12 protein-coding genes are annotated in these 11,281 nt (G+C 72.0%); 10 read left to right on the top strand and 2 right to left on the bottom strand.

Annotation, left to right across the window (positions count from 1 at the left end; genetic code table 11):
* Positions 1 to 10: 10 nt before the first annotated feature.
* Positions 11 to 616 (bottom strand): NAD(P)H-dependent oxidoreductase, encoded by a 606-nt coding sequence (locus ACFZCY_RS20455; RefSeq protein WP_391174809.1) that lies wholly within the window; start codon positions 614 to 616, stop codon positions 11 to 13.
* 244 nt (positions 617 to 860) lie between these two features.
* On the opposite strand from ACFZCY_RS20455, the gene ACFZCY_RS20450 reads away from it, so the two are divergent.
* The 9 genes from ACFZCY_RS20450 to ACFZCY_RS20410 are packed head-to-tail and all read left to right on the top strand — an operon-like array spanning position 861 to position 8,647.
* The gene (locus tag ACFZCY_RS20450) at positions 861 to 1,676 is read left to right on the top strand and encodes a 2-amino-3,7-dideoxy-D-threo-hept-6-ulosonate synthase (protein ID WP_391174807.1); all 816 of its coding nucleotides are present in this window, start codon (positions 861 to 863) and stop codon (positions 1,674 to 1,676) included.
* Positions 1,673 to 2,728 carry a 3-dehydroquinate synthase II family protein gene (locus ACFZCY_RS20445; protein ID WP_391174805.1) on the top strand — a complete coding sequence of 352 codons (1,056 nt, stop codon included), beginning with the start codon at positions 1,673 to 1,675 and terminating at the stop codon, positions 2,726 to 2,728. Before ACFZCY_RS20450 ends, ACFZCY_RS20445 begins: the two co-directional genes overlap by 4 nt.
* Entirely contained in the window at positions 2,728 to 4,119 is a 1,392-nt protein-coding gene (locus tag ACFZCY_RS20440; RefSeq protein ID WP_391174803.1) for an AMP-binding protein, read from the top strand. The genes ACFZCY_RS20445 and ACFZCY_RS20440 overlap by 1 nt, the downstream gene beginning before the upstream one ends.
* A gap of 36 nt (positions 4,120 to 4,155) precedes the next feature.
* The gene (locus ACFZCY_RS20435) at positions 4,156 to 4,428 is read left to right on the top strand and encodes an acyl carrier protein (RefSeq protein ID WP_361482321.1); all 273 of its coding nucleotides are present in this window, start codon (positions 4,156 to 4,158) and stop codon (positions 4,426 to 4,428) included.
* Positions 4,425 to 4,679 carry a phosphopantetheine-binding protein gene (locus ACFZCY_RS20430; RefSeq protein WP_391174799.1) on the top strand — a complete coding sequence of 85 codons (255 nt, stop codon included), beginning with the start codon at positions 4,425 to 4,427 and terminating at the stop codon, positions 4,677 to 4,679. The genes ACFZCY_RS20435 and ACFZCY_RS20430 overlap by 4 nt, the downstream gene beginning before the upstream one ends.
* Positions 4,676 to 5,866, top strand: a complete 1,191-nt coding sequence (locus tag ACFZCY_RS20425; protein ID WP_391174797.1) for a beta-ketoacyl synthase N-terminal-like domain-containing protein — start codon at positions 4,676 to 4,678, stop codon at positions 5,864 to 5,866. The genes ACFZCY_RS20430 and ACFZCY_RS20425 overlap by 4 nt, the downstream gene beginning before the upstream one ends.
* Complete coding sequence (locus tag ACFZCY_RS20420; protein WP_391174795.1) at positions 5,863 to 6,468, top strand: hypothetical protein; 606 nt, start codon at positions 5,863 to 5,865, stop codon at positions 6,466 to 6,468. Before ACFZCY_RS20425 ends, ACFZCY_RS20420 begins: the two co-directional genes overlap by 4 nt.
* Positions 6,465 to 8,165, top strand: coding sequence for an AMP-binding protein (locus ACFZCY_RS20415; protein ID WP_391174793.1), 1,701 nt, complete (start codon positions 6,465 to 6,467; stop codon positions 8,163 to 8,165). The genes ACFZCY_RS20420 and ACFZCY_RS20415 overlap by 4 nt, the downstream gene beginning before the upstream one ends.
* Complete coding sequence (locus tag ACFZCY_RS20410; protein WP_391174789.1) at positions 8,162 to 8,647, top strand: hypothetical protein; 486 nt, start codon at positions 8,162 to 8,164, stop codon at positions 8,645 to 8,647. Before ACFZCY_RS20415 ends, ACFZCY_RS20410 begins: the two co-directional genes overlap by 4 nt.
* 80 nt (positions 8,648 to 8,727) lie before the next feature.
* On the opposite strand, the gene ACFZCY_RS20405 is transcribed toward ACFZCY_RS20410, so the two are convergent.
* The gene (locus ACFZCY_RS20405; RefSeq protein WP_391174786.1) at positions 8,728 to 9,957 is read right to left on the bottom strand and encodes an ROK family protein; all 1,230 of its coding nucleotides are present in this window, start codon (positions 9,955 to 9,957) and stop codon (positions 8,728 to 8,730) included.
* A 164-nt stretch (positions 9,958 to 10,121) separates the two neighbouring features.
* On the opposite strand from ACFZCY_RS20405, the gene ACFZCY_RS20400 reads away from it, so the two are divergent.
* Positions 10,122 to 11,225, top strand: a complete 1,104-nt coding sequence (locus ACFZCY_RS20400) for a Gfo/Idh/MocA family oxidoreductase (protein ID WP_391174783.1) — start codon at positions 10,122 to 10,124, stop codon at positions 11,223 to 11,225.
* Positions 11,226 to 11,281 lie beyond the last annotated feature (56 nt).

Genomic DNA, 11,281 nt, shown 5'->3' with positions numbered 1-11,281 from the left:
GTCAGCGCCTTCATGGCGTCAGCGCTCGTCTGCCCGCGACGACGGTCCGGGTGACCTCCGCGACCCGGTGGCCGAGGTGTTCGGCGGTGGCCAGGTCGGACGGGTGCGCCGTGCCCGTCCGGTCGTCCACGGGGGACTGTGCCCCGGCGCCCTGGAAGAACCCGAGCCGGTTCAGGTCGGATTCGCTGCCCCGGCTGGAGTTCCAGCCGGAGGCCAGGCCGAGGCTGACCCAGAGCATGCCGTGCTGGGCGGCGAGGGCGGCGAAGTAGCCGAGGGTGCCGGCCTTGTCCCCGGCCATGGAGCCGGAGTTGGTGAAGCCCGCCGCCACCTTGTCCTGCCAGCGGCGGGTGAGCCAGCGCCGGGCGCTCGCCTCGGCGAAGGTGTGGAAGGCGGCGGAGGCCGTGCCCATGTACGTCGGCGCGCCGAAGACGATCGCGTGGGCGTCGTCGAGCAGCTGCCAGTCCTCATCGGTGATCCGGTCGACCCGGATGAGGGTGACCTTGGAGTCCGGGGCCCGGCTCGCTCCGGTTCGTACGGCCTCCCCCAGCCGGGCGGTGTGTCCGCGTCCGCCGTGGCAGGCGATCGAGATGTGTACCGGGTCGGTCAGGGCGGTCAAGCCTGCCTCCTCGAAAACGCCGTTCCGTGGCCCGGTTCCGGAACCGGAACCGGCGGGGGAAGAGCCGTCGGGCAGCCTGCCACAGGAGTCTCAGAGGTTTCTCAGAGCCGCATAACCGCGGAGTGATGGAGATTCGATATCGGCTCGCCCTCGCACGGGCGTGCCATTCTGACCCGGCGATCCCGAAGCACCCCCAAGAACCCCCGAAGCACCGTCCACCCGTTGGAAGAGGTGTTCCCGGCACATGACCGATTTGGGTAAATCACTCCGGATGCGGAGGCTGTCCGCCGTGGGGGACGGCAGATATCTCTTCGTCCCGCTCGACCACAGCGTGTCCGACGGGCCGGTGGTGCCCCAGGCCCGCTGGAACGGGCTGCTGAGCGCGCTGGTGGACGGTGGCGCGGACGCGGTGGTCGTCCACAAGGGCCGGGCGCGCGCGATCGCCCCGGGCGTCCTGCGCCACTGCGCGCTGGTGGTGCACTTGAGCGCCGGAACCGTGTACCAGGCCGACGCCGACGCCAAGGTGCTCGTCGGCGAGGTGGAAGAGGCGGTGCGGCTGGGCGCGGACGCGGTGAGCGTGCACGTGAATCTCGGCTCGGACACCGAACACCGGCAACTCGCCGACCTCGGTGCCGTCGCGGCCTCGTGCGACACGTGGAACATGCCACTGCTCGCGATGATCTATCCGCGAGGCCCGCGGATCGCCGATCCGCACGACCCGGCGCTGCTCGCCCACGCCGTCAACATCGCCGCGGACCTCGGCGCCGACCTGGTGAAGACGTCGGTCGCGCTGCCGCTGGACCGGATGGCCGAGGTGGTGGACAGCTGCCCGCTGCCGGTCCTCGCCGCGGGCGGGCCGCCCGACGGTACGGATCTGATCGGCCACGGGACGTCGTTGATGCTCGCCGGCTGCCGTGGTCTCGCGGTCGGCCGCCGGATCTTCTCCTCACCCTCCCCCGCCTCGCTGGTGAAACGGCTCGCGGCCGTCGTCCACGCGGTCGACGGCATCGACGCCGGAACGGCCCCCCATCCCCCGACGATTGCGACAGGTGCCGCATGAAGTTCGCCTGGATCGACCTCAGAACCGTTCCGCAGGACCAGCTGGAGTCCGTCGTGGACGCCGCCATCCACACCCGGACGCGGGGTGTGCTCTGCGACGACGAAGCCGTCCTCAAGGCCCTGCCCCCGACCATCACCGGCGTCACCACCACCCCGGTGACCGACGAGAAGCAGCTGTACGGCCTCGACGCCGACACCGCGGGCCGGGTCGTCGCGGGCTGGGTCGACGTCCACGACGAACCGTCGCTGCGGCTGGCGTGCGCCGCCGCCGTCACGCTGCCGTTCACCGTGGTCCGCTTCGCCGACCCGACGAAGATCCCGCTGGAGATCGTGCTCGCCGCAGCCGACCGCTCCGAGGGCGAGCTGATCACCGTCTGCGCGGACCTGGAAGAGGCCGCCACCGTCCTCGACGTGCTGGAACGCGGCTCGGACGGCATCCTGCTGGCCCCCTCGACCGCGGGCGACGTGTTCGCGCTGGCCCGGCTGCTGGAAGCCGGTACGGAACCGCTGGACCTGACCACGCTGACCGTCGAGGGCATCGAGCACCACGGGCTCGGCGACCGGGTGTGCGTGGACACCTGCAGCCACTTCGCCGAGGACGAGGGCATCCTCGTCGGCTCGTATTCGACCGGCTTCATCCTGTGCTGCAGCGAGACCCACCCGCTGCCGTACATGCCGACCCGCCCCTTCCGGGTCAACGCGGGCGCCCTGCACTCCTACGTCCTCGGCCCGGACAACCGCACCAACTACCTGAGCGAGCTGCGCGCGGGCCGCACCACGCTGGCCGTCAACGCCGAGGGCCGCACCCGGCCGGTCCTCATCGGCCGCGCCAAGCTGGAGTCCCGGCCGCTGCTGACCATCACCGCGCGCTCCCCCGAGGGCGTCGAGGTGAGCCTGACCGTCCAGGACGACTGGCACGTACGGGTGCTCGGGCCCGGCGGACGGGTCCACAACGTCACCGAGCTGCGGCCCGGCGACGAACTGCTCGGCTATCTGGCCACGGACCAGCGCCATGTGGGCTTCCCCATCGGCGAGTTCTGCCGGGAACAGTGATGAGCGGCGACATCGGCATGCGGACGCTCGTCGAGACGCTGTTCGACGCCCACCCCGGCGAGCTGCCCTGCCTCGTGCACGGCGACCACCCGGTGAGCCGCGCCGAGGTACGCGCCGCCGCGGCCACCGAGGCGGACGTGTTCGCCGGGTACGGCATCGGCGAGGGCACCACGGTGATGCTGCGGATACCGCCGAGCTTCACCCAGATCGAGGTGCTGCTCGCGCTGTGGCGGCTGGGCGCCCAGGTGATGCTGGTCGACCACCGGCTCAAACAGTCCGAAGTGGACGCGTTGCGCGCGCTGTGCCATCCGCAGTTCCTGGTCGGCGGGGGTACGGCAGGGCGCGCACCGCTGCGGTTCGAGCCCCGCTACGAGGTGGTCACCTCCCGCTGCCCGGACGGCCGGGCCGCGGCGACCGAGCACCGCCTGGTGCAGTTCAGCTCGGGCTCCACCGGGCTGCCCAAGGTGATCGGGCGGACCCCGGCCTCCCTGCGCGCCGAGATCGAACGGTTCACCCGGATCGAGGGCATGCCCACCCTGGGCGAGCGGGTGCTGCTGCTCAGCTCGACCGCGCACAGCTTCGGGCTGATCGCCGGGGTGCTGCACTCGCTGGTCGCGGGCGTCGCGGCCGTGTTCGCCCGCCGGGTGTCGGCCAAGGACATCCTCGGCGCGGCCGGGCGCCACGATGTGCACGCGATATTCGGCACCCCGTTCCACTACGAACTGCTCAGCACGGGAAAGGAGTTGCCCCCGCTTCCCGCCTTGCGCGCCGCGGTGTCCGGCGGCGAGATCATGCCCCCGGAAACGGCAGCGCGGTTCGCCGACCGCTTCGGCATCGGAGTCGGCGAATCGTACGGAACCACCGAGACGGGCGTCATCGCGATGGAGGTCAGCGGGGCCTCGCGCCCCACCGTCGGGCGGGCCGCCCCCGGTGTGCGGCTGCGCGTCCACCAGGGCGAGCTGGACGTCTGGCTGCCGGACGGCTCACCGTATCTGCACGCCTCCGGCGGCGGCCGCTACGCCGACGGCTGGCTGCACACCCGCGACCGGGCCGAGCTGGACCCCACCGGAGCCGTGCGGCTGCTGGGCCGCGGCGACTCGCTGGTGGTCATCGGCGGCCTCAAGGTCGACCTGACCGAGGTGGAGGACGTGCTGCGCCACCACCCCGGGGTCAGCGGGGCCGTGGTCGTGCACGCCGGTACCACCGAGGCGTACGTGTCCACCGAACCGGACGGCCCCTCGGCCGGGGAGCTGCTGCGCTGGTGCCGGGACCGGCTGGCCGACTACAAGGTACCGCGCGTCATCCAGGTCCTCCCGGACCTGCCCCGCACCTCCAACGGCAAGCTCATCCGCCGCCGCGAGGCCCTGCTCGCCCGCTCCCCCGGCCACTGACCTCATATCACCGCTGCCACAGAAGGGTTGCGCACCATGGAGACGGCATTGGAGAAGGAGATCCGTCAGTTCGTGCTCAGCACGATCAGCGAGGACATGAACCACCCGCTCGACACGGACGAGATCACCGACGACAGCCCGTTGGGCACCGGTGGCATCGACATCGACTCGCTGAGCCTGATCGAGCTGGTCCTGCGGATCGAGCGCCGGTTCGGCGTGAAGTTCCCGGACACCGATTTCGAACCGGTCGGCGCGATGAACCTGGGCGACCTGGTCGACGACGTCATCAAGCGGGGCGCCACGGCATGACCGCGGATATCACCGTTGACGTGGTGCGGGAGCTGCTGTCCGACCCCAAGATCTTCGCAGCCCTGCCGCCCGAACTGGACGACGACGCCGACCTGGCGCTGGACTCACTGGGCCTGGTGTGGTTCCTGCACCAACTGGAGCTGCGCTACGGGCTGGAGATCGAACCGGCCGAGGCGTTCCTCGCCGAGTTCACCTCGGTACGGCGCATCACCGCCTACCTCAACGATCACCACCTGGTGGACCGCCCATGACCCATGAGGTGCTGCTGACCGGCTTCGGGGTACGGACGGCCTTCGGCACCGGGGCGGACGCGCTGCGGGAGGGCGTGTTCGACGGGAACCCCGCGTTCGCCCCGATCACCCGCTTCGACACCGGCCCGTACCGTACGGGGCTGGCCGCGACGTGGGGCGGGGCCGTCCCGCTGCGCGAGGTGCTGGCCGACGTGGCCGGGGCGGCGGTGGCGATGGCGGGACTGCCGAGGGGCACGGAGGCGGCGGTCCTGGTGGGCACCGCGGGCGACTTCACCGCCCTCACCGACTTCTGGCGCAACACGCCCGGCTCCCCCGACCACGCCGCCGAGACCAACCGCGCAGCCGAAACCGACCGCGCCGCCGAAACCGACCGCGCCGTCGAGACCGTGCCCGGGTGGCAGGCCGCGGCGCTCGGGGACGCGCTCGGGGTGCGCGGCACCCGGCTGGCGTTCACCCATGCCTGCGTCGCCTCGGCCGGCGCCATCGCGCACGGCTGCCAGCTCATCGCCTCCGGCCGGGCCGACGTCGTGATCTGCGCCGGGGCGTACCTCGTGGAGGAGGAGAACCTGGCCAAGTTCGGGTCGGGGTTCGCCCTCTCCCGTGACGGGGCGGTACGGCCGTTCTGCGCCGACCGCAGCGGGCTGCTGCTCGGCGACGGGGCCGCCGCCGTCGTCCTCGAATCGGCCGGGAGCGCCCGGGGCAGAGGGGCGCGTGCGCTCGGCGCGCTCACCGGGTGGGGCGCCGCTTCCGACGCCCACCACATCGCGCGCCCGCACCCCGAGGGCACCGGGCTGGTCACCGCCGCACGGCGGGCGCTGCGGCGGGCGGGCGGGCCGCGCGTCGACTACGTGAACGCGCACGGCACCGCGACCAAGTCCAACGACCCCGCCGAGACGCGCGGGCTGCACACGCTCTTCGGCACGGACGCGCCCCACGTGCCGGTCAGCTCCACGAAGAGCACGACGGGACATCTGCTGGAGGCCTCCGGAGTGGTGGAACTCGTCATCACCCTGCTCGCGCTGCGGGACGGAGTCCTGCCGCCCACCGCCGGGTTCACCGAACGGGACCCGGCCTGCGACCTCGACTACGTACCGAACCGGCCCCACAAGGCCGACATCCGGCGGGCGCTCACCGTCAACGCCGCGTTCGGCGGCGCCAACACCGCGCTGATCGTGGAGCGCGCGTGATCGCCGCGATGGCCGGCCCGGCCGCGCCGCCCGTCGCCGGTTTCGTGGAGTCCGCCTTCAACCCGCTCGTGCACCAGGCCGTCGGGCGATGCCTGACCGCCCACCCCGGCGACGGCTCCCGGACCGCGATGGTCCTGGCCAGCACCATGGGCGACGCCACCACCCTCGACCTCGGCAGCCGTCGGCTCGTCGCCGGGCAGGTGCACAATCCGCTGCTGTTCATGCAGAGCACCGCCAACGCGATCCTCGGGCAGCTCAGCCGGGACTTCGCCATCACCGGGCCGCTGCTGTGCCTGTCCACCGTGGCGGACCTGGCCGGGGAGCTGCTGTCCACCGCCGAACTCCTGCTCACGGACGAGGAGTTGGACCGCGTCGTGCTCGTCGGTGTCGAGCTGGCCGGCACCGGGCGCACCACGGCCGCGTACCGCGAGCTGCGCACCATCGGCCCGCCCTCCGAGGACCGGGCCGTGGCCATCGTGCTCGACCGCGACGACCCGCTCCCGCACCCCCGTCCCCCGTCCGGCACCCCGTCCACCGAGTACGGCACCCTCCGCGGCCTGGTCGAACTGGCCGCCCGAATCCAAGGAACCGACCGCCCATGATCACCAAGGAAGAACGCGCGCGGATCAGCGAGGACGCCGCCTTGGGTGCCGGGAACGTGATCCACCGGCTGAAGGCGTACGGCAGACCGCTCGGCGAACAGGCGCTGTGGACCGACGCCACCTGGCAGGCCCCGGACGGCAGCCACCCCGGGGTGCTGACCCTGGGCGAACTGCACGAAGCCGTCGAGATCTACGCACGCTGGTACCACGCGCACGGCGTGCGGCCCCGCGATCCGGTGGCGATCCAGACGTACTCCAGCACCGAATTCGCCATCAACTTCCTCGCGCTCACCTCCCTCGGCGCGATCCCCTCCTTCGTCAACGGCAACCTCCGCCCCGAGATCGCCCGCGAGTACGTGCGCCGCCAGGGCGCGGTGGGCGCCCTCACCGATCAGGCCCACCGCCCCGTCCTGGCTCCCCACCAGGACGAATTGGGCCTCGCCTTCTGCGCCACCGCCGCCGGCATCCGCGCGGACACGGCCCGCGGCCCGCTCCCGGCGTCGTACCCGTACGCCCACCACGCCACCGACCCGATCATCATTTCCCACTCCTCCGGCACCACCGGCATGCCCAAGGCCGTCCCGCACACCCACGAGACCCTGCTGTACGCGCAGTTGCACCGGCTGAAGCTGTCGGTCGGCTCCGCGATGGGCAGGCTGCTGGTCGCGATGCCCGGTTCGCACAACGCGTCCATCTCGGTCATGCTCTTCGGCTTCCTGCTGCGCTCGCCCGTCCTGCTGCTGTCCAGCCAGCGCGGCGTGGACGTCCTGGACGCGATGGAATCGTTCCGCCCCACCACGGTGTTCGCGTTCGCCGGGACGTACGGGGAGATGGCGGCCCAGGACCTCGACGCGCGCGATCTGTCCAGCGTCGAGGCCTGGTACAACACCGGCGACGCCGCGCACGAAACACACATCAAGGCGCTCATCGCGCAGGGCAGCCATGACACGGTCGGCCGTGACCTCAAGCGCTGCCGGGTCCCCGGCTCCGTCTTCACCGACGGGCTCGGCTCCTCCGAAACCGGCTACTCGCTCTTCCACAACGGACACAAGCCCGGCCGCTCGTCCTACTCCCGCTGCGTCGGCAAACCGATGAGCTTCGCCGAGGCCGCGGTGCTCTCCGAAGACGGCCGCCCGCTGCCACCCGGCGAGGTGGGCCGCCTCGGCGTCCGCTCCCCCACCCTCACCCCCGGCTACTGGAACGACTCGCTGACGTTCCACCGGCTACGGCTCGGCGGCTACTGGCTCACCGGCGACCTCGCCTACCGCGACGAGGACGGCAACTTCTACCACCTCGACCGCGTCCCCGACGCCGTCCGCACCGCCGAGGGCCTCGTGTTCAGCACCCGCACCGAGGAGTTGCTGCTGCGCGAGCTGCCCGGACTCGACGACTGCACGGTGGTGGCCGTCGCCCCCGAGGGCGTGACGGCCGACTGGGACGGCGACGGAACGGCCGACGCGTACGTCCTGCTCCAGGTCCGCCCGGACGCGGCGGACACGGACGACACGGACTGGACCGCCAGGGTCAACCGCGTGCTCACCGCCGAGGGCTTCCCGACACTCACCGGGGCGCTCCGGATGGACGCGAACGACGTGGTGAAGGGCGCCACCGGCAAGGTGCTGAAACGGGAGATGCGCGAACGCTTCCGGGCCCGCCTGGCAGACGGCGGGCGCGAGCTGGACGGGCAGGCCCGATGACCACCAGCCCCCGGCCCATGGACGTGTACCGCCAGTGGTGGCTGCACGACGCCCGCTGGTACCAGGGCGTGGCGAAGCGGTTCGGCCACGCGGTGGCCAACGAGATCAACGCCGAGGCGCTGCGCTACGTGGCCGTGCAGGCGGGCAAGCGCATCGCCCGCCTGCACGGCGGAAAACCCGCCGCCGACCTCGAGGAACTGCGCTGCCGGTACGAGGCCTGCTCCGAGTGGATGTTCCCGAGCGAACTGCGCGACGGCGGCACGGCGGTGCTCCCGGACGGCGAGATCGAGCTGACCATGCGGCAGAACTTCGCCGTGGCGATGGTCCGGATGGCCGGTTCGCTGGACGGCTACGACTGCCCGTGCACGGACATCCACGCGGGCTGGTCGGAGGGGCTCGGCGTCGAACTCACCCGCAACTGCGCGACCGCGTGCCTGCGGAACGGCGACCCCGCGTGCCGGTTGCTGATGCGGCCCGGCTGATGCGGCCAGGCTGATACGCCCGGCTGATACGCCCCGCCTGACGCGGCCAGGCTGACCGGCGTCGGCGCGGCGTCGGTCTGCTACGGGGTGTCGACCATCATCCGGGCGATGCCCTGGGGGCTGAAGACGTCCCGGATGGCGAGGGCGATGCCGCCGTGGATGCCGGAGCTCTCGCCGAGCCGGGGTGTGGTGATGGTCAGCTTGCTGGTGGCCAGGGCCGGCGCGCGCCGGTAGACCACCGCGCGGACCCCGGAGAGCAGGTCGTCGCGGAGTTCGCTCAGCGGGCCGCCGATGACCAGCGTGCGAGGGTTGTACATGGAGACCAGCATGGCCGCGATCTCGCCGACATCGGTGCCCGCCTGGCGCAGGGCCCGTATGGTGAGCGGTTCGTTGTCGGCGACACGTTCCGCCAGCACGCGCGCGCCGTACAGCGGATCCTCTTCGGTCGACTCGGGTATGCCGAGGCCGCGCAGGACGGCCGGGCGGGAGGCCAGCGCGCTGAGGCAGCCGACGTTGCCGCAGGAGCACAGGACGTCGCCGGCGCCGGCGGCCCGGATGTGGCCGACGTCGCCGGCGGCGCCGTCCGCCCCGCGGTACAGCTCGCCTCCCGCGGTGACGAGCCCGGCGCCCACCCCCGCGGAGATCTTGATGCCGAGCAGCGGAGCGTCGGCCTGCTCCTGGCATGCCTCGCCGAGGGCCATGAGATTGGCGTCGTTGTCCACCAGCGCGGGACACCGGAAGCGCTTGCTCAGCTCTTCGGCCACGGGATAGCCCTCCCAGCCGGGCATCCCGGTCGGCCGCACCGTACGTCCGCTCTGGACGTCCACCGGCGAGGGCAGGCCCATCACCACTTCGCGGACCCGCCCGGAGTCGCGCCCGCACTGTGCCAGCAGGCCCAGCAGGCGCTCGGCCACCGCCTCCAACACGATCTCCGGCCCGGCGGTGATCCGGACGGCCACGGTCTCCTGCGCGAGCACCCGCCCCGTGAGATCGGCGATCGCGACCTGCGACGCCAGCGTGTCGACGTCCGCCACGGCGACGGCCCCCGCCCGCGGGCCGAGCGTCAGCACTCTCGGCGGGCGGCCCCGCACCGACTCGCTCGATTCGAGCTCCTGAAGAATGCCGTGCGCGACGAGATGGTCGACATGCTTGCCGACGGTCGTCCGGACCAGGCCGGTGCGCCGCGCGATCTCGGCGCGGCTGGTCGCCTCGCCCGACACCACGAGGTCCAGCACCCTTCGCAGCCCGACCGGCACGGAGGGCAGAAGGACCGGATCGGACTGGTAGCCATCGCCTTTAAGCACGGCCATGACACTAATTTCGGCCCCGTAGGCCGTCAATGAGTAAGTCTCCGGCACCCTCCCGCCCATCTTTAGTCCACGAAAAAAATTAAAAGTGGCGTCTTGTCTCAACTGTGCGCACTAAACGATGGTGAGCCGCATCACGCATCCCTCCCCGAGAGGAAACCCACGGCATGGCCAGGGAATCGCATCGCATCGGCATTCTGGGCAGCGGCAACATCTTCGGCCGGTATGTCACCGGGCTGGCCCGCCACCCGGAGCTGGAGATCGTGCGGGTGGGCGACATCGACACGGCCCGGGCCAAGCAGGCCGCCGCCGAACACGACATTCCGGCCTGGGGCGACGACGCGGAGCTGTACGCCGACCCGTCGGTGGACATCGTCGTGAACCTCACCCCGCCGGTGCACCACGCGCGCACCATCATCACCGCCCTGGAGGCAGGCAAACACGTCTACGTCGAAAAACCCCTGGCCACGACGGTCGAGGAGGGCCGGGCCGTGCTCGCAGCGGCCACCCGGAGCGGGCGCTTCCTCGGCTCCGCGCCGGACACGTTCCTCGGCAGCGCGAGCCAGACGGCGCGCAAGGCCGTCGACGACGGGCTCATCGGCACGCCGATCGGCGCCTCGGCCTTCATCGGCCACAGCAAGGCGGAGACGTGGCATCCGGACCCGAGCTTCCTGTTCCAGCAGGGCGGCGGCCCGGTGATGGACATGGGTCCGTACTACGTCGCCATCCTCGTCAACTGCCTGGGGCCGATCCAGGCCATCAGCGCGGCCAGCCGGATCGGGGCGCCGCACCGGGCGGTGACCGCGCCCGGCCGGGCCGTCGACTCCATCGAGGTCACGGTTCCCACGCACACCGCGGCCGTGCTGACGTTCGCCTCCGGAGTCCTCGGGGCGGCGCAGATGAGCTTCGACGTGTGGGACTCGGACCTGCCCTTCATGGAGATCTACGGCACCGGGGGCACGCTGTCCCTGGGCAACCCGAACCACTTCGACGGCGAGGTGCGGCTCAAGCGGCACGGCGACGCCGAGTGGACGGTGCTGGAGCCGGTGGTCGGGCCGTTCGGCGCCGTCGGCACCAAGGAGCAGGCCCGGCGCGGCCTCGGCGTCCGCGACCTCGCGGACGCGATCGAGGGCGGCCCGCACCGCGCGACCGCGTCGTTCGCCTTCCACGTACTCGAAGCGCTGTGCGCGATAGAGGAAGCCTCCCGGCAGACCCGCGTCGTCCGCCTGAGCAGCACCTGTGAACGCCCCCAGCCGCGCTACCCCGCCTGAGCCCCGCTCGCGCGCGGGGCGGCGGCCGCACCACCCCCGGAAAGACCCTCAAGGAG

It is taken from the genome of Streptomyces sp. NPDC007983 (assembly GCF_042958345.1).
GTDB lineage: Bacteria > Actinomycetota > Actinomycetes > Streptomycetales > Streptomycetaceae > Streptomyces.
Note: the sequence above shows the minus strand (reverse complement) of the source record. Positions and strands in the feature narration are given on the sequence as shown.

What these genes read in the sequence shown, in the direction of transcription:
- ACFZCY_RS20410 (WP_391174789.1), top strand. Translation starts at nt 8,162, where the DNA reads ATGACCACCAGCCCCCGGCCCATGGACGTGTACCGCCAGTGGTGGCTG.
- ACFZCY_RS20405 (WP_391174786.1), bottom strand. Translation starts at nt 9,957, where the DNA reads ATGGCCGTGCTTAAAGGCGATGGCTACCAGTCCGATCCGGTCCTTCTG.
- ACFZCY_RS20415 (WP_391174793.1), top strand. Translation starts at nt 6,465, where the DNA reads ATGATCACCAAGGAAGAACGCGCGCGGATCAGCGAGGACGCCGCCTTG.
- ACFZCY_RS20425 (WP_391174797.1), top strand. Translation starts at nt 4,676, where the DNA reads ATGACCCATGAGGTGCTGCTGACCGGCTTCGGGGTACGGACGGCCTTC.
- ACFZCY_RS20435 (WP_361482321.1), top strand. Translation starts at nt 4,156, where the DNA reads ATGGAGACGGCATTGGAGAAGGAGATCCGTCAGTTCGTGCTCAGCACG.
- ACFZCY_RS20445 (WP_391174805.1), top strand. Translation starts at nt 1,673, where the DNA reads ATGAAGTTCGCCTGGATCGACCTCAGAACCGTTCCGCAGGACCAGCTG.
- ACFZCY_RS20430 (WP_391174799.1), top strand. Translation starts at nt 4,425, where the DNA reads ATGACCGCGGATATCACCGTTGACGTGGTGCGGGAGCTGCTGTCCGAC.
- ACFZCY_RS20450 (WP_391174807.1), top strand. Translation starts at nt 861, where the DNA reads ATGACCGATTTGGGTAAATCACTCCGGATGCGGAGGCTGTCCGCCGTG.
- ACFZCY_RS20440 (WP_391174803.1), top strand. Translation starts at nt 2,728, where the DNA reads ATGAGCGGCGACATCGGCATGCGGACGCTCGTCGAGACGCTGTTCGAC.
- ACFZCY_RS20400 (WP_391174783.1), top strand. Translation starts at nt 10,122, where the DNA reads ATGGCCAGGGAATCGCATCGCATCGGCATTCTGGGCAGCGGCAACATC.